At 38.5% G+C, this 22,754-nt stretch carries 23 protein-coding genes; 9 read left to right on the forward strand and 14 right to left on the reverse strand.

What is annotated here, in order from left to right; genetic code table 11:
• Nucleotides 1–10: 10 nt before the first annotated feature.
• From AC27JP_RS06590 to AC27JP_RS06600, 3 genes are read right to left on the reverse strand one after another with little or no spacing between them, the layout of a single operon-like run.
• Nucleotides 11–268, reverse strand: a complete 258-nt coding sequence (locus AC27JP_RS06590; protein ID WP_487113206.1) for a phosphopantetheine-binding protein — start codon at nt 266–268, stop codon at nt 11–13.
• A complete protein-coding gene (locus tag AC27JP_RS06595) occupies nt 261–1,034 on the reverse strand; it encodes a lysophospholipid acyltransferase family protein (RefSeq protein WP_487113208.1) in 774 nt (257 codons plus the stop codon). Before AC27JP_RS06595 ends, AC27JP_RS06590 begins: the two co-directional genes overlap by 8 nt.
• The gene (locus AC27JP_RS06600; RefSeq protein ID WP_487113210.1) at nt 1,027–1,761 is read right to left on the reverse strand and encodes a beta-ketoacyl synthase chain length factor; all 735 of its coding nucleotides are present in this window, start codon (nt 1,759–1,761) and stop codon (nt 1,027–1,029) included. Before AC27JP_RS06600 ends, AC27JP_RS06595 begins: the two co-directional genes overlap by 8 nt.
• 157 nt (nt 1,762–1,918) lie before the next feature.
• Between AC27JP_RS06600 and AC27JP_RS06605 the strand changes: the two genes are divergently transcribed.
• A complete protein-coding gene (locus tag AC27JP_RS06605; protein ID WP_487113212.1) occupies nt 1,919–2,638 on the forward strand; it encodes a 4'-phosphopantetheinyl transferase family protein in 720 nt (239 codons plus the stop codon).
• A complete protein-coding gene (locus tag AC27JP_RS06610) occupies nt 2,631–3,449 on the forward strand; it encodes a hypothetical protein (RefSeq protein WP_487113214.1) in 819 nt (272 codons plus the stop codon). Before AC27JP_RS06605 ends, AC27JP_RS06610 begins: the two co-directional genes overlap by 8 nt.
• Before the next feature lie 108 nt (nt 3,450–3,557).
• On the opposite strand, the gene AC27JP_RS06615 is transcribed toward AC27JP_RS06610, so the two are convergent.
• The 7 genes from AC27JP_RS06615 to AC27JP_RS06645 form a co-directional block, all read right to left on the reverse strand.
• Nucleotides 3,558–3,950: a hypothetical protein gene (locus AC27JP_RS06615; protein WP_487113216.1), complete on the reverse strand. Its 393-nt coding sequence runs from the start codon at nt 3,948–3,950 to the stop codon at nt 3,558–3,560.
• Between the two features lie 32 nt (nt 3,951–3,982).
• Complete coding sequence (locus AC27JP_RS06620) at nt 3,983–4,585, reverse strand: hypothetical protein (RefSeq protein WP_487113218.1); 603 nt, start codon at nt 4,583–4,585, stop codon at nt 3,983–3,985.
• Nucleotides 4,586–4,681: 96 nt separating this feature from the next.
• Nucleotides 4,682–6,037: a sensor histidine kinase gene (locus AC27JP_RS06625; protein ID WP_487113220.1), complete on the reverse strand. Its 1,356-nt coding sequence runs from the start codon at nt 6,035–6,037 to the stop codon at nt 4,682–4,684.
• A complete protein-coding gene (locus AC27JP_RS06630) occupies nt 6,030–6,716 on the reverse strand; it encodes a response regulator transcription factor (protein WP_487113222.1) in 687 nt (228 codons plus the stop codon). Before AC27JP_RS06630 ends, AC27JP_RS06625 begins: the two co-directional genes overlap by 8 nt.
• Nucleotides 6,717–6,787: 71 nt before the next feature.
• Nucleotides 6,788–8,017 (reverse strand): hypothetical protein, encoded by a 1,230-nt coding sequence (locus AC27JP_RS06635; RefSeq protein ID WP_487113224.1) that lies wholly within the window; start codon nt 8,015–8,017, stop codon nt 6,788–6,790.
• Between the two features lie 230 nt (nt 8,018–8,247).
• The gene (locus AC27JP_RS06640; protein WP_487113225.1) at nt 8,248–8,964 is read right to left on the reverse strand and encodes a substrate binding domain-containing protein; all 717 of its coding nucleotides are present in this window, start codon (nt 8,962–8,964) and stop codon (nt 8,248–8,250) included.
• Between the two features lie 57 nt (nt 8,965–9,021).
• Entirely contained in the window at nt 9,022–9,138 is a 117-nt protein-coding gene (locus AC27JP_RS06645; protein WP_487113227.1) for a LysR family transcriptional regulator, read from the reverse strand.
• Nucleotides 9,139–9,303: 165 nt separating this feature from the next.
• Here AC27JP_RS06645 and AC27JP_RS06650 point away from each other — a divergent pair, with 165 nt between their 5' ends.
• Together AC27JP_RS06650 and AC27JP_RS06655 are read left to right on the forward strand one after the other, a co-directional pair.
• On the forward strand, nt 9,304–9,807 hold the full coding sequence (locus AC27JP_RS06650) for an XdhC family protein (RefSeq protein WP_487113228.1): 504 nt from the start codon (nt 9,304–9,306) through the stop codon (nt 9,805–9,807).
• Nucleotides 9,808–9,863: 56 nt separating this feature from the next.
• The gene (locus AC27JP_RS06655; RefSeq protein WP_487113230.1) at nt 9,864–10,343 is read left to right on the forward strand and encodes an XdhC family protein; all 480 of its coding nucleotides are present in this window, start codon (nt 9,864–9,866) and stop codon (nt 10,341–10,343) included.
• Here AC27JP_RS06655 and AC27JP_RS06660 read toward each other — a convergent pair.
• From AC27JP_RS06660 to AC27JP_RS06670, 3 genes are all read right to left on the reverse strand, one after another.
• Nucleotides 10,335–12,536: a xanthine dehydrogenase family protein molybdopterin-binding subunit gene (locus tag AC27JP_RS06660; RefSeq protein WP_487113232.1), complete on the reverse strand. Its 2,202-nt coding sequence runs from the start codon at nt 12,534–12,536 to the stop codon at nt 10,335–10,337. The genes AC27JP_RS06655 and AC27JP_RS06660 overlap by 9 nt on opposite strands.
• Nucleotides 12,533–12,991 (reverse strand): (2Fe-2S)-binding protein, encoded by a 459-nt coding sequence (locus tag AC27JP_RS06665; RefSeq protein WP_487113234.1) that lies wholly within the window; start codon nt 12,989–12,991, stop codon nt 12,533–12,535. The genes AC27JP_RS06660 and AC27JP_RS06665 overlap by 4 nt, the downstream gene beginning before the upstream one ends.
• Nucleotides 12,992–13,270: 279 nt before the next feature.
• Complete coding sequence (locus AC27JP_RS06670; RefSeq protein ID WP_487113236.1) at nt 13,271–13,870, reverse strand: short chain dehydrogenase; 600 nt, start codon at nt 13,868–13,870, stop codon at nt 13,271–13,273.
• 95 nt (nt 13,871–13,965) lie between these two features.
• On the opposite strand from AC27JP_RS06670, the gene AC27JP_RS06675 reads away from it, so the two are divergent.
• Nucleotides 13,966–14,859: a LysR family transcriptional regulator gene (locus AC27JP_RS06675; protein WP_487113238.1), complete on the forward strand. Its 894-nt coding sequence runs from the start codon at nt 13,966–13,968 to the stop codon at nt 14,857–14,859.
• 4 nt (nt 14,860–14,863) lie between these two features.
• Here AC27JP_RS06675 and AC27JP_RS06680 read toward each other — a convergent pair whose 3' ends face one another.
• A complete protein-coding gene (locus AC27JP_RS06680; protein ID WP_487113240.1) occupies nt 14,864–15,619 on the reverse strand; it encodes a type 1 glutamine amidotransferase domain-containing protein in 756 nt (251 codons plus the stop codon).
• Between the two features lie 265 nt (nt 15,620–15,884).
• On the opposite strand from AC27JP_RS06680, the gene AC27JP_RS06685 reads away from it, so the two are divergent.
• From AC27JP_RS06685 to AC27JP_RS06700, 4 genes are all read left to right on the forward strand, one after another.
• Nucleotides 15,885–18,074, forward strand: coding sequence for a winged helix-turn-helix domain-containing protein (locus AC27JP_RS06685; RefSeq protein WP_487113242.1), 2,190 nt, complete (start codon nt 15,885–15,887; stop codon nt 18,072–18,074).
• A gap of 189 nt (nt 18,075–18,263) precedes the next feature.
• Entirely contained in the window at nt 18,264–19,535 is a 1,272-nt protein-coding gene (locus AC27JP_RS06690) for an efflux RND transporter periplasmic adaptor subunit (RefSeq protein WP_487113244.1), read from the forward strand.
• A 49-nt stretch (nt 19,536–19,584) separates the two neighbouring features.
• Complete coding sequence (locus AC27JP_RS06695; protein ID WP_487113245.1) at nt 19,585–20,304, forward strand: ABC transporter ATP-binding protein; 720 nt, start codon at nt 19,585–19,587, stop codon at nt 20,302–20,304.
• Entirely contained in the window at nt 20,297–22,711 is a 2,415-nt protein-coding gene (locus AC27JP_RS06700; protein WP_487113247.1) for an ABC transporter permease, read from the forward strand. Before AC27JP_RS06695 ends, AC27JP_RS06700 begins: the two co-directional genes overlap by 8 nt.
• Nucleotides 22,712–22,754 lie beyond the last annotated feature (43 nt).

Raw genomic sequence — 22,754 nt, forward strand, 5'->3', positions numbered from 1 at the left:
TACAACCTATTTACGCTTTTACTTTACTAACGAATGCACAAAGGGCATTTATTGATGAAAAATGCTGCTTAGTCTCTTCCGAATTAGCATCAATTTTAACATCATAATTTTTCTTAATCGCTAAACCTAGCTCTAATGCATCTATGCTGTCTAACCCCAAGCCATCAATAAATAATGCTTCATCATCTTGAATATCGGCAATTTCAATATCTTCTAAGTCTAAAGTTTCAATAATTAATTGCTTTAATTCTACTTTTAAATCACCCATATTTACTGAGTTCCTCTCTAAAAAAATTTTCCAAGTCTCGATTATATTGCCGAACATCTTTGGAGGTTTGTATTACATTATTTTCTGGCAAAATAGGCGAGTGGTCCACGACCATTGCAGAGAAATGTGCTTTTGTATCCGGTATTCTATACCAAGGGACGTTTTTTGTTAATGTTGAAGGCACAACCTTTAATAAAACAGACGTAACATTTGCCTGGCACCTTATGGCAATATTTGCAGCACCGCGTTGAAACTGTAGTTTATCGTCTAACTTAGTTCTGGTGCCTTGTGGAAAGATAATTAAGTTATTACCTTCCTTTAGTGACGACTCACAATCTTCCAAAAGTCCTTCGGGATCGGCATTACTAATGTAACCGGTATTATTAACTACCCCTTTTAAAAACACATTTTTAAACAGGTGAGTTTTAACAATACAATCGGCATTAGGAATCATTGAGATTAAAACAACAACGTCAATTAAAGAAGGGTGATTCGCCATAATTAAATGGCCATTAAGTGACTTTAATTTTTTAGCTTGCTGCAAATCAAACTTAAATATGCCTACAAAGCCCATAAAACCAATAAAAAACTTAAAGGTGTAATGTACAGTTTTTCTAGCCACTCTTTTTTGTAATTTTTTATCGCTGATCAACAATCGCTGAATCGGAAAAATAATCAGAGAAAGCAATAAGCCACCAATACCAAACAGAGAAAAGCAGATCCCCGTGGCAATCACTCGCCAAAAATAATTAATCTTTTTAAACATTTTTTTCTAACGACCAGTGATAGTTATTGCTCACTAACAGTGTTTGCTGGTACTTACTTTCATACCATTGCGAAAATAATAAAGACAGCGGCATCCTATCTATCACAGTATTCGCAGACTGCTTAAAGGAAAAATGAATGCTTTGCTCGCACTCAGTTGCTTTTTCAGTTTCAGGTAAAGACAGCACCATCGAGATCGCATGCGATAATTGTTGCTCATCTTGAAAGCCAAGGTAAGTATCAGGCAGTTTTTGATCCGCGTGAATAAAAAGAATTTCATCAGCTAAGCCTGACTTAAGCCGTGCATAGGCATCTATTAACGACATCATAAAACTATCTTGGCCGGCAGAAATCGCATTTATGGCCTGTTTGTTGTTGGTTAAAATGCTAAATAAACTTGGAATGGCATTGTGAACAGATAAACCAAACGCGGTTGGCGATATAGCATTCTTATCGGCTAAATCAGCTAATAACGTTGATGTTTTTGGCAGATCACCATGACGACTAGAAAAAATAATAGGTAAGTCTTTTTCAATACCAGTGATAGAGTCATTAGCAACTTTTAGCGCCATTTTGGCAAAAGGGCTCAAACGGCGACGTTGCATAGCAGGCACAAAAGCCAATTTAGGCCAATTTACCTCTCTTTCATCTGAATTCACCGCTTGCTCAATGGGAAGTTCTTCACAATGAGCATACCAAACACTTAAGTGGCGTATTTTGATATTCATTGTAAATTCCCGAAACGTAAATAACTAAGCAGTAAAAAGTAGCAAGAAATGTTATACAATAGGGGCCAACAAAGCAATTAAAACAGTTGTTTTAATAAAAATATATCGATATTTTTACCTATAACTTGGCATTACTTACTTTACGGGGATACGCTACTTGTTTAATGAATTTTTCAATGCCATTACAAGCACCAGTTGCATAAAAAATGTAACCCTACCTAGCTATGCTTTATATGACGCAAACAACATTAATGAGCAGGACATTGCTCTTTTAACTACAGAACTCCTTCACTGTAATGAAAAAAAAATTATTGCTCTAAGAAAAAAAATTATTGCTAAAAAAGAGTATATTGCGAGTAGGTTACTAATAAAATTACATATTGCTAAATACCTAAATATTCCTTACCAAGATTTACACCTAGACTTTGATGAACAGGCAACTCAACTAAAAGCCATCTATAACGCAAAGCCTTTAGCGCTCAATATATCTCTTGCCCATTCAAAAGGCATTATTTTCTTTGCTATCACCAAGAGCACAGTAAAGGTAGGTGTTGATATTGAATTTAAAAATCCGCACCGAGACACTCAGCAGCTCATTGAGGCTTACTTTCATCCAGTTGAAGTGAGTGCTTTACTTGAAAATGAAAAATGTCAGTTTTATCAATATTGGATACTCAAAGAAGCTGTTGCAAAAATTACCAATAAAACCGTTTTAGAAGTACTTAAGCAAGATACCAAACAACAATTACTTCACTATCATCATGCTATTGGGCAATATCAACAGTTTGCGCTATCGATTGTACAAACTGATCCTATTGAACTCCAGAACCTAAATTTAATTCACACTGACAACCTATTACAATTACGCCATGAATAAACTGTTAAAAATTTATCGCACGAACATTTGGCTCAGAGTGTTTTGGTGGCTGGCTGTAATCATCCCTGGCATCCCATTTATTATATTTTCTGTTGGCTTTCAGCTATACGCTCATTGGCCGAGGGACTACAGCAACATAATCTCTATCACCATTGACTCACATACAGAATACCTGTCGCTGTCAGTACATGGTGTAAAAGATACCCCTAAAAGTTGGAGTAATAAACTACAAAATACGATTAAAGAAACCAATAATGGGCAGCTTGCAGAGTTCCAAAAAAGTCAGCTAAGTTTATCTTGGCAACCCTATTCAGATAATGCCCTAGTATGTTCAGTTACTGGTAAAAATATTGGTGAAAATATTGCTGAAAAAATAGTCTTATTACCAAACCTTAAAGCGGTGCATCTTATTGGGCATAGCTGTGGGTCGTTTGTAATTTATGGTTTATGTGAAAAATTAAAACAGCTAAAGCCATCGATAAATATTCAAACAACATACCTTGATCCTGTCTCAATTTATTCAGGTATATTTTGGCAATACGGCGTAAATAATTTTGGTAGTTGTGCAGATTTCAGCGATAGTTATATTGATACCAAAGATACTGTACCTGGCAGTAATCAAAACTTAAAATATGCCTATACATTTGATGTCACAGACATTCGAATAAATAACAAGCTTTCTTATGCGCCACACGCATGGCCAACATATTTTTATATTGATGCCTACAGAAACGAGCAGGTGCCTATCTATTTCAATCATCACGGAGATTTACATAAACGCTTTGATGATAACGTCCTGAACAAATGGTAAACATAGTCATTCTTTCACATCCATGTGATCACGATATACAGTTCCTCCTGAACATAAAAAAGCCATAAATAAATATTTATGGCTTTAAATTTAAGAGCTAAAAATTAATTACTTTGTCACGTTTTGAACGTCAATAGCTCTTAACAGGTTCGTTACCCAATTCGCATATTGGCGGTGGATCTTTTCACCATCATATTTTAAGTTTAATGAACTTTGATACTCTACAGTTAAATTCTTATCATCATGTTTAATTAACACGACGAGTTGATGCTTACGAATATCTAATGTCGCAAGAATTTCACCTTCAGACTTTACTTTAGTTTTCCAACCTAAAGATGCTGCCGCTCTAACAATTGAGCGCTCAACATCTTTAATCGTACTTTTTGTATCGCCATATTGAGCAACAGGTTGATCAACATATTGTGGTACCGGAATTGTAGATTTACAGCCAGTAAGTACCACAAGTACCAAACTGAGAGCTAAAATATAGACTTTTTTCATTTTTTGTTCCTTTTTATGCCGGCATCACCGTTTTACATATGATCCATAACTTCAATAGTTGCAGCTTGTTGCTTTTCTGAAGCTTTTTGTTTCCATTCAGGAAGATATTCATTCATTTTAGAACTAATACTATTGGCATTTTTTAATGCCCATTGCTCAGCTTTTGGGCCACTTTTAACAAACTTACTATCAGCTAACATTTCTTTGAAGTCTTTCGAGTCATATTTAAATTTAGCCGTATCATCATTTCTTACCGGGTGCATAGAAAAACGAGCTTTCCAAAATCCCATACGCGGTGTTACAACCGAGTAATAAGTTTTCCCTTCAGCAACGTTAGCCTTTAAGAAATCAGCACTTTCTCCAACAACCATAAACATATGCTCACCTGGCGATACCATATGACTTACTTTAGTGTCATTCGAAACAATACCAATAAACTTTGGAGTGCCAGAAGTAACATCATAAACTGACGCTTGAATTGCTTGGCCGACAAATGCTGAACGCATAAAGATAACTTGTGCATTACCGGCTTGAGCATTAGTTTGTGCTTGTTCGGCAACAGGCTCCATTAATGTTGATTGACAACCACTCAGTAACAACAAAAACATCGCGCTAACAAAAAGATTTTTAATCATAATTTTCCCTAATAATTTATTATTTTTTCCGTGAAGAAATATACCACACTTTTTACATAAATTTACATTGACCCTATTGAATTTTATAAAGAAATATCAACATAAAAACTCAACAATAAATAAAGCTCCGCCGTTAGAATTATTTTTTACTGCAATAGCACCACACATCCGCTTAGTAGCAGATTTAGCGATTGCTAAACCTAGCCCTAAACCACCCGTTTTTCGACTGCGACTTTTATCTAAACGTGCAAATGGGAAAAATATCGTCTCGTGAAATGCTTCAGGAATACCAGGGCCATCGTCTTCAACACTAAGTACAATGTTATTTTGTTTTTTTTGCACCGATATTTTAACTAGGTTTTTACTGTGGCTAATGGCATTTTTTATCAAGTTATCAAGCAACAAGCGTAAATAAACAGGGTTGGTGGTGATTTCTATACTGGGTTCAATATCAAGTACAATGTTAAGCTCACTTTTGGGGGCAAACGCTTCTATTCGAGATGCAACAAAAGCGCAAAGCTCTATACTTTCATAAAAATCACTTTCATCATAAGATGCGGCGTTAAGCTTTGAAAATGCGACAACTTGATTAATTAATTCATCAATATCGTCAATATAAGTATCTATATTATCAAGTAATTCGAGATGTAGTTCACTAGTACTTCCTTTCCTTAACAAGCCTGTTGCTAATTGAATTCGACTTAAGGGAGTACGTACTTCATGAGGCACCGCTTGGGCAAATATCTGATTTTCTTGTACTGTATCTGAAATGGCACTCGCCATTGCATTAAAGCTTTGTGCCAATTTATTGAGGGGCTTAGTTAGCTGCTCATTTGCTCGAGTTTCTAAATGACCTGCACCAAAGTCTTGTGTCACATTAACCAAACTATTAATTTGTTTTTGTAGCTGTCGTATCGGCCAATAGACAGTAAGTGAAATAATTAAAAGTAAAACTAAAACAAATAAAATAAAAACCGCTTCTTCGACACTAACTCCAACTAGCTGCTCTATTTGATCAATGTCGTCATCAAAATTATCAGGCCGTACTTTGTCTGCAATGATTAACCTCATAGCGATATTTTCTATACGGTAAACGGCAAGCAGCCCATTTGCACCTTCAAAAACCTCTACACCGTCAACGTTAGCTAAAGATTGGCATTGCTGACATAAGTGCTCATCGCTTGCTGCTGATAACCACCGCACAGAAAAGTCTTCGTGTAATAACTGACTTGCTATGTCGCTTTGAGGTAATAACAACTTTTTTTCAGCTATTTGGTGGTTGATTTTGTTATAAATATGCTTAGTGTCTCTAACAAAATCATCGATTGCATCTTTTGTCATCATATCGTCAACAACATATTGAGTTAACGTAAAACTTAGGATGATAGCGCTCAATATGCTTAAATAAATTCGTGTGAAAAATGATGGTGATAGATTGAACGAGTTAGCCATTGAGCAACATATATCCTTTATTTCTAACGGTTAATATCAGTTTATATGGTGGTTTATCATCATGAAGTTTCTTCCTTAACGCTGAAATGCGCATATCAATAGAACGATCGTTAAACTCAAAATCAATACCACGTAAGGCTTTGCAACAATCGTCGCGCGATACCGGATTACCGATGTTTTGCTCTAGCAAGTTCAGCATTTCATATTCAGAATGAGTTAAATTTAAAATTTCACCTGCTAAAGAAGCCTGTTGAATTGCCGTGTTAAGATATAATTTACTGTGCCTGTGACCAGACACTACAATATTTGATGCCTTTGAGCGGCGAATTAACGCTTCGATTCTTGCCACTAAAATGTGAGGTTTTAAAGGTTTACTAAGAAAGTCATCAGCACCTAACTTTAATAGACTCACTTCACTTACATCATCATCACTTGCAGTTAAAACCAGAATAGGAGAGTTGTAAAACAGCCGAGCTTGTTTACAAATCTCTAACCCACTTAATCCTGGTAGCATCAAATCAAGAATAACAAGATCTGGTTGATAGTTTTCGATAGCTTTTAACGCCTCACTACCATCATGAATGATGCTACTTTCATATCCTTCAGCTTCTAAATACATTGCCGTTAAACGCGATATTTCAGCATCATCTTCAACAATTAATATTCTGCCTTTGCTCATCAAACCATACTACCCTTAAGTGTTAACGTGTCAGTCTAGCTCAACAATAAAACTAGACTGACAAAATACCACTACAAATCACTTGTTACTATTGTTGTATCAGTGAATGTTATTTTCTCGATAGCCGTTAAGGTATTAGTTCCATCACGGTTATCTTGCATGTCTGTTACTGTGATGACGTCGTTTGCTTTACTGACGGTATATTCTGAGGACGCCCCAGAAAACGTAACCGTGTTGCTACCTTCATTACCTGTAATATTATTATCGAATTGGTTCACAATAACATTGCTATCATTCTTGCCTGTTAAGGTAATATCTTTTAGGTACTGAGCATGATGGCTATATTTTAAAGCGGTATTAAACCTCAAACTAAAATCACCGCTAAAGCTTTCATCAATGCGAGCATTGTAAGTCAGATACGGGTGAAAGAATTTGTTATCCATTATCGCGGCACCTTCGGGATCTTTTGTTGCAAGATCAGAACGACCTTTAGCAATATACATCCCCCACATACCGTACTGACTATCAAACGCCCCCCAAAGGCCGTAGTAAGTACCTATCACCGACGCTAAATATTCTTGTGATAAGCTGTTCTCAGCCGTCAATTCAGCAATCCAGCTAGCTTGTTCTGCTGGCCATGCCCAAAGTTTACCGGATAAAGCTGTAACTTGTGCGGCACGAATTTCTGCTTGATATTCCGGCAACGCTCCAACAAAAGAGGAGTTTTGATCAACGCCAATACCATTATCATGTACCATATGAAGAATTTCTTCATATGAAGCATCTCGATGCTCATAGTTCTGATTAACATACCAACTATGCCCTTCAACTTGCATTTCACCATAATAAAGTGGTTGTCCATCAAGTTCAGCAGCTGCATTGGTGCCATCGTCAACACCGTTTAATAACAGCAAAGTGGCATTGTTTTCTGCCATTTTATTCGCGACAGCGCTTTTATCTGCACCATACAATGAGCCAGGGTAGTCAGCTAGAAAGTGTTGCAAAATTGCCCGAGAGCGCACTATTTGATTAGTTAAAATGCCATCTTGTGCAACAATATGAATAGCACCGCCATTAGGTGTATCTACCTTAGTATAGCGATCAAACTTTAACGCAGTAGTATAGGTGTTTTTAAGTGCGTCAGGCACTGCTGATATACCTAATTCATTTGAATCGGGAGTTGGAACAGGTGTTGGTGTTGGTGTTGGTGTTGGTACCGAATTAGACTTATTCGAGCTACCACCACAAGCAGCAAGTGTTGCCATCAATAGCACACAAGCCATAAAATTTTTAAAATTCATAATAAACTGCCTTTAGATTGCATTAACTAAAACCAGTTTATAAAAACAATTTCCCGTTGTTTGTAAGGGCACGTAAGAGAAAACGCCAACGCAAACTTATTGCTAATTTTAAACAAAGTGCAAGTAATAAAATCCCTTATACTTTATTAGATATCAACGAGTAAATAGCGCTTACATTTGCTTACTTAATGGCGCGATAACTTTCCTCTTGTCGACAAGTATGCGCCTCATCAAGGTTTATTTTGCAAAATATATTCAATTAAGGCTTTCAGTGTCGGATTAGATAATTGATAAGAGGGAAAAACCAATGACACTGGTGACGGTTCAAACTCATATTTTCGTAATACCGGCACTAAATTATTATTATCTAAAAAATCTTGCATTAAGAATGCGGGTAAAAATGCAATACCGTGGCCATTGGCTGCAAGCTTTGCGGCAGCAACACCATCATTAGCTTCAACAAAGGCATCTAGTTGAATATGATTTTTCACACCGTCCTCACAGTAGCGCCAGCGACTAGGTAACCGATTAGAAGTATCAAGTATGCATTGATGCTTAGCTAATTCTAATGGGTGTTTAGGGTAACCATTTTTTTTGAGATACTCAGGTGAAGCGACATAGTATATCGGGGTTGTGCTGTAATGCCGAGCAATCATACTAGAGTCAGGCAGGGCTCCTACTCTAACACTTAAATCGATTCCTTCTTCAACCATATTGACAAAGCGATTAACAAACAGCCACGAAATGCGTACGGACGGGTGATTTTTGATAAAATCACTGGTGCTTTTAAAAATTCCTAATGATTCAGAGTCAACAGGCGCTGAAATAGTTACCTTGCCAGAAATAGTGTGCTGACGATTACTTGATATACTTTCGAGCTCTTCAACCCGTGAAATTATTTCTTGAAATCGTTTGGCATAAAACTCTCCTTCAGAAGTTAAATGCATCGCTCTTGTTGTGCGATATAACAGCTGCGTGGAAAAATGTTGCTCTAAATCTGATACCTACTTACTAATTGCTGACGTCACTAAGCTAAGCTCTCGAGAAGCTGCACTAAAGCTACCTTTATCAACAACAACATTAAACGTTCGCATTGCTTTTAATAGGTCTATCTTTCCCATATGACGAACAATCCTTTCGTTTGTTAGTTATTTATCATCTATACATAGGCTATTAGAATTCCTTACAAGATGGCAAGTGCTTTTTGATAATAAGGTGATCGGCAAAGACCATTTAATTAGTAAAAACTAGCAAGCACTTGATAATAAAAAATAAGCAGAGAAAATTTGAGTAGCCATATCAAACACTTATTACATAATTGGTATCCGAATAAAGATCAATATCAATGGGTATTAGGCACTATTTACCAAACCCAAGGTTCGTCATATCGTAAAGCTGGTGCCCATATGCTTTTTAATACCTGTGGAGAGAAGTTTGGCTTATTAAGTGGTGGATGCCTAGAAGCTGACTTACAGCTAAAAGCACGACAAGTTTTATTTGAAAACCGCGCACTTACTGTTAAGTATGACACCTCCGACGAAGACGATATAAATTTTTCATTAGGGTTAGGCTGTGGTGGAGTAGTCGATATTCTCTTGCAACCCATCACGGCGGCAAATAATTATCTTCATTTAACCAAAGTGTATCAACAATTAGAAATGCAAAATCTGGTTGAATATCGCCAAAAGATACCGCAAGAGAAGTGGGGCGATATTGAAAATCAATTCGTCGAGATACAAAAGCCAAAGCTCTTAAAAAATAAAAGCGAGATAAAAATAAAAGCGAGATAAAAAATATTAATAATGAGCAATGGCTTGTTTCAACACTTTCACCACCCCCTCATTTATTGATTATTGGTGGCGGAATCGATGTTAAACCTTTAGTCACATTTGCCTACCACTTAGGCTGGGAAACTAGCTTAGTCGACTCTAGACCAGCAAATGCTCGACGAGAAGACTTTCCATTAGCAACACGAATAAGAAAAAACAAGTTAAGTCAGCTAACAAATGAAACTTGGATGCAAGACATCAATGCCGCCATTGTTATCTCACATAATATTGAAATTGATGCCGATGCATTACTCACACTGGCAAAACAACAATTAAACTATTGTGCATTATTAGGTCCCCTGCATCGACAAGAGCAAATACTGAATAAAGCAAAGCTGACAAAAAAAGCGCTGGCTTTTAAATTAGCGGGCCCTGCAGGTTTGAATATTGGCGCAGAGTTGCCCGAAAGCATCGCTTTATCAATTATTGCTGAATGCCACGCCGCCTTATATAAAGGCAGCGCAAAATCATTAAGCAATGTATTGTCATCAAACTAATGAGTGCTGATTAATAGGCAGAGAACGGATTCGTTTTCCAGTTGCCGCAAAAATTGCACTTGTTAACGCCGGTGCGACTGGAGGCATTGATGATTCGCCAGTACCACCCGGAGGTTCATCACTTGGAACAAGTATGGTTTCTATTTCCGGCATCTCAGCTAAAGTTAATAATTGATAGTCATGAAAATTGCTTTGCTTAACCTGGCCATCCTCAAAAGTGATATTACCTTTTAACGCCGCTGTTAAGCCAAAAACAATTGCACTTTGCACCATAGCTTCGACTTGTGCTGGATTAACTACAGTACCGCAATCCATCGCACAGAAAATTTTATGGATATGTAATTGTCCTGACTTGGTTACTGATATTTCAACGACTTCCGCGGCGTGGGTTGTCCAAGTTGCCGTTCTGCCAACATATGGATGATAAGCAATACCTCTAAACCTGCCTTTTGGCGCATCTTTAGCCCAATTTGCTGCCGTAGCAACTGCATCTAATACCGCTAAACCTCGTTTCTCATTTCTCAACAATTCTCGCCTAAAAAGATATGGATCTTTTTCTGCCGTAAAAGCCAACTCATCAATAAAGCTTTCTAGAAAAAAACCATTTGGCCCTCGACCAACAGAGCGCATCCAACCTAAAGGAATATTCGCTTTTACATCAACAACATTGACAGATAAATTTTCAAATGTATACGGCATATCTGCGATACCTTCAACAGAGCTCTCATCAACATTATTAACTACTCCTGATGGCATAATTTGGCCAAATAATGACTGTGCAGCAATTTTGGCTTTTAGTGCCACAGGTTTACCATTGTCATCTATGCCTGCACTAAATTGAGCACTGTAGGCTTGTCGATAATTATCTTGTTTTATGTCTTCTTCTCGCGACCATATTAATTTAACCGGCTTGCCAACAGCTTTAGATGCTAACGCAGCTTGCACGACAAATTCAGGGGTAGTTCTTCGGCCAAAGCCACCACCTAGAAAAGTTGTATTAATTGAAATTGCAGAATAAGGGAGTTGCAACGTTTCAGATAATGCCCAGTGAGTATACGATTGATTTTGAATAGGCGCCCAAATTGTCGCTACCCCATCTTTGACGCTGGCTGTAGCATTCATTGGCTCCATCGTTGCGTGCGCTAAGTAAGGCACTTCATACTTTGCTTCTAGAATAGTTTTTGCTAAAGCTAGGGTATTTTCAACATTACCCTCTTGTCGTGCAGACACGCCGGGCTGAGTTAATGCTTGATGGTATTTTTTTCTTAAGCTCTCTGTTGAAACACCTTTATTGCTACCTTTTTCTATGGTTAATTTTAATGCATCAACAGCTTTTTTCGCGTTCCAATATCCGTCAGCAACAACAATAATGCTATCGGGTACTCCAAAAACGTAATTTAACGGTGCATGCACAACTGCTTTCACGCCTGTCATACTTTTTATTTCGCCCTCATTAAACTTAATAATTTTGCCATTAAGTGTTGGGCTTGCTTTCGCCGTCGCATACAACATTTCCGCGACATCAATATCAACCCCAAAGATAGCACTGCCATCGGTTTTCATTTTAGTGTCTAATCTATGCATAGATTTGCCAATAAAATTGAAAGATGTGCTTTGTTTTAATGTTGGGTTTTCTGGCAATGGCAGCTTAGCTGCATCTTTAGCTAACCTTCCATAACTCAGAGACTTATTGGTTCCTGTAAGTTTGACGTAACCGCCTTCGCTATAGCATTGTTCAATATCGGCAGACCAGATATTCGCCGCGGCCTGAAGCAATACCTGTTTCGCCGCCGCACCAGATTTTCGTAACGGCAGATAAAAGGTTGAAGTGCTTAAACTTCCACCAACAAACTGTGCAACATAACCATTTAGATCTGTTTTATAGGCTTCCTCACCATAAGCAGTTTCTACGCGTATTTGTTGCCAATCAAGATCTAACTCATCCGCTAAAATCTGTGGCAAGCCCGTATAAACGCCTTGCCCCATTTCAGACTGTCCCAAAAATATTGTTACCGTGTTATCAGACGCAATTAGAATCCAAGGACTAAGTTTTGTTGCCTTCTGTAAAGAGGCGACACCTCCTTTCCCAATAACAGGCAAATTAATTGCAATGGCCAGCCCGCCGATTACCTTAATTCCATTAGCTAAAAATGTTCGACGACTTAGCTTTTTATCAATCAGTGATTCACTCATGCTTCACCCCCAATATTTTTCGCTAAGTGTATTGCTTCGCGAACACGTTGATAGGTGCCGCATCGACATAGATTAGTAATAGCTGCCTTAATATCTTCATCTGTTGCTTCAGACTTTTCATTAAGTAACGCAGTTGCCGCCATGATCATACCTGATTGGCAATAACCACATTGCGGTACATCCACCTTTTGCCACGCCATTTGCACTGGGTGACTTGCGTCATTCGACAAACCTTCAATAGTTGTTATTTTTTGCTTATCAACAGCGGCAACTGGCAGAACACATGAACGAACAACATTGCCATTTAAGTGCACAGAACAAGCACCACATAGCCCAGCACCACAGCCAAACTTTGTACCTGTGAGACCAATTTTCTCTCTAATAACCCAGAGTAACGGCATTGACGGATCTTCATCAAAAGATACATCGACTCCGTTAACTTGAAAATTTACCATCCTGATAATTCCTTATATTCAATAACTCTCAGTTAGGTGCAGACTAATTTCTAACTTAATAAAATGGCTACTGACAGTTAACGCCTTTATATTGCAAATCTTTATTGTCATTAAGCATAGGCTTGGGCACGGTTTAGAAAAATAATGTTGATATGAAAAGACTTTTTATAAATTACGAAAGGTGAGGTTATAAATTAGCGACGCATTGCCTAAAATTCTTGAAAGTAGAAATAGAATAAAACACAAACTCAGTGAAGAGTTTGTGTTTAAAAACCAATTTTATACAAATTTTGTCGCTGCCAAGGTTTCACCGCTCATACTACCGGTAATCGCTGCAACATAGGCTTTGGCAGTATCTTCGGCTGATAATCCACCCTCAGTATCCATGCCCATTATCGCCATCGTTTCTTTGACAAAAATAGGCGAAACAGCATTAATGCGTATGTGTGCTAATTCTAATGATGCGGCTTTGACAAAACTTTCTAAGGCACCATTGGCCATACTAATCACACTGCTGCCTTGCATAGGTTCTTGTGCTAAAACCCCTGAAGTTACCGTCACTGAGCCATTGTCGTTAAGGTAATTTTGCCCTAAACGCATCAAGTTAATTTGCCCCATTAGTTTGTTATTAAGAGCTAGTTGGTAGTCGGCATCTGTCAATTCATTCAATGCCGCAAAGTTTGCTAAACCAGCAGTTGAAACAATTACATCAACTTTGCCAACTTTTTCAAACATTGCTTCAATAGAGGCTTTATCACCAATATCAACGTTAACGTCACCGCCAGAATAGTTAGCTGCAACAACTTCATGTTCATTAGTTAATGCTTTTGCTACTGCTTGGCCAATTGTACCGCTTGCTCCGATAAGTAAAATTTTCATAACTCTCTCCAAATGTTTTAAGTAATTAAGCTTGAAACAAGTATATTTAACTTGTTAAATAAGAAAAATAACCTCAATGTGAAATGATTATTCTCATGAAAAGAAAAATAGATTTACTCAAAGCCATGAATACTTTTGTTTTGGTGGCTGAGAAAGGCAGTTTCAGTGAGGTGGCAAGAGAGCTCAACATTGTTACCTCTGCAATTAGTCGGCAAGTATCAGATATAGAGACACATTACGACTGCCAGCTGTTATACCGCACTACCAGATCAATGCACTTAACCGCCGAAGGTGAGTTTTACATTGAGCGCTTTAAAGACATAGTGTCACGTATTGATGAATTAGATAACATTGCTCATGAACGCCAACAAAAAATTGCCGGCAATATTCGTATTTCAGCGCCACTAGGGTCAACACAACTTGGCGTATTGCAAAGTACCAGTGAGTTTGTAAAACAACATCCCGAGGTGAAAGTATCATGGATGTTTATTAATCGCTTCGTCAATATGGTGGAAGAGGGCATTGATTTGAGTATTAGAGTTGGCGAGCTACCCGACTCAAACTTAATCACCCGAAAATATGCAACGGTTAAGGTTCATTTTGTTGCAAGCCCTGAGTACCTAGAAAAGTTTGGTAAACCTTTGCACCCAAAAGAATTGGTAGATCATCAGTGCATACTCGACAGTTCTAATCGACTACCTGGCCGTTGGCGCTATCTAGAAAAGCAAAAGGAAGAACTTGTTGCTGTTACTCCCTTTATAGAAGCCAATGACGGCGATGTCACCGCAAGGCTTGCTGCTGACGGGCACGGTATTGCACAACTGCCAACATTCCTAATGCAATCATATTTAGATAGTGGCGAACTTGTGCCAATATTGGGTGACTTTGAATTTAAACCTTCACCGGTTTCCTTAGTATTTCCAGCCAATAAGTTAATGAACTCAACACTAAAAGCTCTGATCAACTACCTCATTGAACATAAACCGTGAGTAACTAATGAGCAACTTTTTGTGCATTAAGATGCTGAACTAATACCTGAGCCATTGGCAAGGCAGAAGCCGGATTTTGTCCGGTAATTAGCCGACCGTCAACAACAACATTGGGCTGGTTTTTAGCTTTGGCGATATATGTTGCGTTTAACGCCTTGAATTTATCTTCCAATAAAAAGGGATAATTTTTTCTCGCCCAACGCCCCTCTTCAACATTGGCTTTAGCGGTTAGCTTTTTATTGCTGATCAATCGGCTGCCATTAGATAGAAAAACATTAACTAAAGCGGCAGGGCCATGACAATCAGCAGAGACAATGCCGCCCGCTTCATAAATATCTCGGGTAATATTTTGCGCCGCCTGATTATCAACTAAATCAAACATCGGGCCAGCACCGCCAGCAAAATATATTGCCGCATAATTTTTAGCATTAACGTCACTCAATGCTATAGGTTTTCTTAACTTTGTTGATAATGATGATTGTTTTAACCATTGCTGTTGCACATTAGTCAGTCGAAACGTACCGCTGGCTTTACCTACACCGCCGTCAGGACTAGCAATATCAATTTCATAACCAGCATTCTCTAACACTTGATACGGCTCAAGCACTTCTGGTAGCCAATATCCATGTTGATCACTGGAAATAACCACTAAGACGTTAGCCAACTCTTCCTTGTTAGTTGACGAAGCCATCGCAGCACCGCTTAGCAACCAATGAACAGCCATGCCCCATACTAGACATAATTTGAATAATTTTTTCATTTCTTATCTCCACGATTTATTGCTGTAAAATAATGTCCAACAAGCTTAATCAAAGCTTGCTAGAAAATAATGAACAACATCGGATTTCGCATGAACATTTCGTGACCAAACAATGAATGCAGCATTCTGTTCGCTTATCAGGTCATTAAAATAGCGATTTATTACTTTGTTACCATTTCTTTTTTCTTAGCTATGTTTTTTTCTAACTATGCGGGATAAAGTAAGGTGCCGTTGCGCATTCATAAAAAGAGCACAAGGAAAATCATTGCGTTATCTCAAATTTAACGACATTTACATCGACACTGCCAACCAATTACTTATTAAGGCAGGTGAATCAAAGGCATTACCGCCTAAAGTCTATGATCTACTTGTTTTTTTCTGTTTAAATCAGCAACGGGTTATCAGTAAAGATGAATTAATGGAGCAAGTGTGGTCGGGGACAATAGTCACTGAAAACGCTATTAGTCGCACCTTAGTAAAAGTAAGAAAGGCCTTAGACGACGATCCTAAAAATCCAAAGTTCATTATTACCGTGCCACGCAAAGGTTACCGTATGGCGGCTGCGTTTGAAGAGACTGAGCAGATAGGTTTAACTCAGAGCAACGAGTTATCAGCCAACCATCAAGCTGAAAAAAATATAACATCAGAAATAGCGCCAATTGACCGTCAGGAAAATCAAGCTAATGGCCAATTGTGGGGGAAAGACCCAGCACTTAAAATTATAGTATTAACCTTAGTGATACTATCAATCAGCGCACTGTTCTATGCCATTGATTCTCAACAAACCGAGAAAATTTTAACTAAGCAAATTACGCCATTAACCCGTGCTATCGCTGATGAAATTTATCCTGCCGTTTCCCCTGATCTGACAAAATTAGCTTACACCAAACAACGAAAAGGCCAGCTCGACTATATTAATATCGAAGATTTAACATCAAAAGCGATACAAAGTATTGCTCATCCCAGAGGAAAGTTGTCTAAGCCTGTTTGGTCGCCCACTGAGAATAAGCTCGCCTTTTTATATCAGCACAATCACGTTTGCATGATATTTTCGGCAGCAATAGCTGACATTAAAAATAAAGACACTTGGCAAAGTATTAGTGAATGTGGCTCAGACAGCAGCCCACAATTTGTTTTCTCTCCGAATGGCCAATATTTCTATTTTAATGACCGACAATCCAATACCAATGGTTATCAGGTTTTTAGGGTTAATTTATCAACAGGGCAAAAAGAAATCGTTAATCAACCAATCACTAGTGGTCTCGGCAATTATGCCTTTGACATTTCACCCGACGGCGAACGTTTAGTGTTACTTAACAGTGAATTTGCACCACAAACTCGTATTTATACCCTAGATATTGCCGATTCAGTATTAACGCAAACAGCGCAATTACCGTATTTAATGCGTTCGGTACGCTGGGGCCATGACAATTCCACCATAATTCATCCTGCTCCTCATCCGGCCTATGATATTTGGCAAAGTGATCTTAAAGGTGAAAAGCTTGCTGTCTTCGCCAGTAATACTTCTCGGGTGAAGCATCTTGCACGCATCAATAACGGTAAAGATTTTTCCTTTGTTTCTTATCTACTTAATCGAGATATTTTCTTCCAACAAGATAAAGAAAATAACGCTGGAGAACTTATTTCTTATGCGCTTGATAACTCGTCCGTGATGGATTATTTACCGACACTAGCTAATCATTCACAGCAATATGCTTTTGTTTCTAAGCGCTCAACAACCGCTGAAGTATATATATCTACCATTGACGAGAAAACAAATAGCCCGAAACAAACTCAACGATTAACCTTTTTTAATAACCCAGTAAAAATCTATCACTTAGCCTTTTCCCCAGACGATAGTCAGTTACTCATTGTTGCCGACAACCAACTCTACATTGCCGATATCAGTACCTTATCTGTCAAACCATTACCACTCGATAATATCGCTATCCAAGGTGCAAGCTGGCAAGATGAGCAAAACTTATTGTTTTCGACTATTAAAAACAACGCTTGGTATTTTATGCGATACAACATAACGAGTGAGCAGTTAACGCCTTTACCGTCAGGTTATCAAGCAGGGCTATACTCACAAGCAACGGAAAGTTATTATTTGGTTGCCGATGAAACATCACAAGTCATGCAACTAAAAACCGTAAACTCAAGCCCAGAAAAAACGGCACTAGTTTGTGCGCCTAACTTTAAAAACAGAAAATTAAACTTGATTGAAACTGCAACTGGAATTGCATGCCTCTCTGCTAATGACGCTGGCTTTATTCAGCATGACTTTCTTAGGCCTAATTCAATTGAACAAGGAAGCACGAGTAAAAACACACTATTTGATAGCACTCTACTTAATAATACCCGCAACCTTGATTTTGACACCAACAAACAAGGCATGGTTTATACCAAAATGACGCAATCTGTCGCTGATATCATGCGCACCACATCTAATTAATTGCTATAAAATTCAAACTTCATACCGCTAAACATTCAAATAAGCCAATGATTTAAAACATATAAAGTTGTGACCGCCTTGATGGTCACAACTTTTTCATTATCAATCACGCTTAAATCCTGCTTTGTTCCTTCTTTCCCAGAGTAAATCCGTGACACTGCACTCAACATTTAATCAGCAGGTGTCATCATGGACAAACCCATTAGCAAGAAAACATCAAAAAACAACTACAAAAAAGCCTTAGCAATATTATTTGTCTGTGGAGTCGCTGGTGCTGTTTACGCAGCAAGTAATACAACAAACTCTACAGGCAAAACTTATAACTTAACCACACAAAACTTAGTTATCAGCAAAGTCGCACAAGCCGATTTTGCTGAGTTTCTGCCACTGCGTGGTGTTGTTGAACCAGAAGACACGATTTTTATTGACGCTATTGATGGTGGCCGTGTTGAGCAAGTGTTTGTTCAGGAAGGTGCCATTGTTGAACAAGACCAAAAGATCCTAAAACTAAGCAATACCAACTTACAGCTCAATGTACTAGCGCGTGAAGCTGAGGTTTCTGAGCAAATAAATAACATGCGCAATACCCGCTTAGCATTAGAGCAAAATCAGCTAAAGCTAAAACGTGATGTTATTGAACTAGATTTTGAAGTACTGAGATTGGAAAAAGAATTTGCTCGTAACAAAACCCTGATAGGTAAAAAGCTCATTTCTACGCAAGCATTTGAAGATGTTCAAGACGAATTGGCTTTTCAATTAAAGTACCGTGAAACCGTAAAAGAAAGCCAAGAAAAAGAAGCTTTGCTACAAACACAACAACTTGAGCAGCTGGCGCAAAGTATCAAAACCTTAGAAAGTAATTTATCAATTTCTAGAGCCAGCTTAGATAAATTAGTCATACGTGCCCCCAGTGCTGGCCAACTAACTTTTTTGGATGCCAAAGTGGGTGAGTCTAAACGTAACGGTGAGCGCTTAGGGCAAGTCGACTTAATTCAACAATATAAAATCAGTGCTCAAGTTGACGAGTTTTATGTTAGCCGCGTTAATAAAGGTCAAACCGCAAGCTTTATACTAAATCAAGAAAGCCACCAATTAACGGTTGCCAAAGTTTACCCTGGCATCGACAACGGAAAATTCAAAGTCGACTTTTTCTTATCTGATACCAAGTTAGTTAAGCAATTAAGGCTTGGTCAAAGCCTACAGCTGAAATTCAACTTATCTGCTAGTGAATCAAAACTGCAAATCGCCAACGGAGGTTTTATGCAAAACACTGCCGGTAGTTGGGTGTTTGTTGTTGACTCCTCTAGTAGCACAGCAACTAAGCGTAATATCCGCCTTGGTCGAAAAAACCCACAAACCATCGAAGTACTGTCTGGCTTACAAGCAGGTGAGCAAGTCATCACCTCATCCTACGCCAGCTTTGCTGATGCCGAACAACTCAACCTTTCTGCGGCAGATTAATCTCTGCCAAGTAAGAAATAACAGAATTAAAAAAAATTAAGGAATTCACATGATCACATTTAACAATATCAGCCGTTCATTTATCGGTGATGAAGTAGAAACTGTCGCCATCGACAACATGAGCTTAACCATCAATAAAGGCGAATTTTTATCAATATTAGGGCCTTCTGGTTGTGGTAAATCAACCTTACTCAATGTTTTAGGCATGCTTGATAGCATAGACCAAGGCGGATTTACTTTTATTGGGCATCAAGTTGATCAATGTAGTGAAAAACAAAGAGCCAAACTACGCAAGCAACACATAGGTTTTATTTTTCAAAGCTTTAACTTAATTGATGAGCTAACCGTAGAACAAAATATTGAACTGCCACTTTATTACCACAAGGTACCAAAAGAAGAGCGCAAGCGTTTGGTCGAGCAAGTATTGCAACGGGTAGACATTGCGCATCGACGCAAGCATTTACCTGCCAAATTGTCTGGTGGGCAACAACAGCGTGTCGCCATTGCTCGGGCAATTGTTACCCAACCTGATCTTATCCTGGCTGATGAACCCACAGGTAACTTAGATTCAAAAAATTCGGAACAAGTAATGGCGCTTTTGCAGGAACTCAACCAAGAAGGTTCAACTATTGTCATGGTAACCCATGCTCCAGAGCATGTTTGCTATGGCACCCGAGTACTAGAACTACTGGACGGTAGAATACTAAAAGATCAAGCCGTTCAACAAGAAACATTAGCTGCAGATCTAACGGAGGTGGCTTGTGGTTAAATTATTATTTATTGTCGCTTGGCGCAATTTTTGTCGAGATAAACTCACTAGCTTTATTCAACTATCTGGTTTAGTGATCGGTATTGCTTGTTTTATTTTAATTCAACTTTATGTTGATCATCAAAGCAGTTTTAACAGTCAATTTACCGCAGCAAAAGATATCTATCGTATTAATCTTCAACGAGATGATAGAAGACCACAAGCATCAACAACATTAGCCTTGGCCGCTGCGCTAGATAGTAACTTCAAGCAAATTGATGAAACAACACGAGTCTTTAGGTCAACCATTTCGGTTAAGCATCAAGAAAATGTTTTTTCAGAACGCGCGTTATATGCTGATAATAACTATTTTAATTTTTTTGATTTTGAATTGCTTGAAGGAGACAGCTTAACCGCTTTAAACTCTCCTGATGGTTTGGTTTTACATGAAGATTTAGCGTTCAAGTACTTTGCTCGTCGTACTGGCGTACTTGGCAATCGACTGACAATCAATGGTGAAGAGCACCAAATAACCGGTGTGGTGAAAAAAACCTACACACCTAATACCATGCCTTTAACGTTACTGGTGCCGATGGAAAATTTCTATCGTCAGTTACCAGCACCTGATTGGGCTGAGCGTTGGAATTACGCTGCATCCATTACTTTTGCAAAAATTACTAACCCTACTGTCATTCCACAACTAGAGAATACTCTGGGAGAGTATTATGACCAACGTACTAAAGGAATTTCTTCATACAAAAAACGACGTTTGACCTTTGAACCACTATTAGATATTTATTTGAACAACAACACTGCTGGTAGCATTATTCCACCAGGCAGTGCCGTTATGGTGACGGTATTTAGCATTATTTCTATCATGATTTTGGTACTGGCCTGTGTCAATTTCACTAATTTATCAACCGCAGCTGCAATGCGCAGAGGTAAAGATGTCGGTGTACGTAAAGCACTGGGGGCAAGCAAAGGCCAATTAATTAGCCAATATTTACTGGAAGCTATTTTATTAACAACATTTGCGACCATTTTTTCATTATTACTCGTTGAATTGTTCTTACCAGCTTTTAACTTATTGATGAATGCGGATATCAGCTTGAACCTTTCAATTTCATTCCTAATGCAATTGCTAGCGTTAACACTCTTTGTCGCGATTATTGCTGGCAGCTATCCCGCTTTTTATCTCAGTAATTTATCACCCGCACAGGTATTAAAAGGTTTAGTAACCACCTCGAAATCTGGCGTGTTACTACGCCAATCATTAATCATACTGCAATTCGGCATTGCTGCGTTTCTAGTAGTTTCCAGTTTAGTGGTGAACTGGCAAATGCAATATGTCAAAGACATGCCACAGGGCTTTGACCGTGAAAATGTTATTATTGTTAGTCGTGGTGCAGAAATTTTTAATGCTTTTAAGGAACAAGCAAGTAGACACCCGGATGTATTGTCAATATCTATGTCTCATACCGTACCGACCAAAGCAACAAGAACCTCTGCAACGGTGAGACGAGCTGATGATATTTCTAACGAAATTTGGGCCGGCAATAACCCGGTCAGCTATGACTTTTTCAAGACTTTCGGTATAAAAATACTAGCAGGTCGAGATTTTTCAAGAGCATTTGTTAATGACGCATACCAAGAAAATAAAGACGACTGGCAAAGTTCAACCGGCAAACTCATTATAAACCAAACACTAGCGACAACCTTAGGTTGGAGCCCTGAAGAGGCTGTAGGCCAAATGATCACGCTAGGGGGCGGTAATGATGGCCTACATAGTCACCAAATAATCGCGGCTGTAGAAGATAGTCATTATGTTAATGCTAAAAATGTCGTACCACCCATGACATATATGCTGTCAGCAAAACCTGAAGCCAGACCATTACGTTGGGTATCTATTCGCTTTAAAACTGGCGCTAGTTTCCAGTCCATTAAAGATGTGGAACAAGTCTGGCTGGGATTAAACGGAAGTTTAGCCTTTAAATATGACTGGTTAACAGATTTATTTTCGGCTTCATACCGCAATGAAAACCAACAAACCAGCTTACTAAATGTTTTCACTTTCTTAGCAATAGCCGTAACGGCAATTGGTTTATTTGGACTAGCAGCATTTAATACCCAACGACGAGTAAAAGAGATAGCCGTACGTAAAGTACTAGGGGCAAGTACAGCACAGCTATGCTTTATGCTGGTAAATCAATTCTCAAGCTTAGTGGTATTAGCGAATATTATTGCACTTCCCGTGGCGTATTTCCTGATGAGAGATTGGTTAAATGGCTTTATTTATCGCATTGATATGCCCTATAGCGCATACCTGCTTAGCGCATTGTTTAGCTTAATCATCGCTTACGTAACTGTCATGGTGATCGCAGTTAAAGCCGCATCAGCCAAACCCGTTGACTCACTTTCATGTGAGTAAACTACAACAGAACGCTAGCGCTAAGGCCTCATTAACGGTAAAT

This window comes from Colwellia sp. SU-HH01172 (assembly GCF_057553355.1).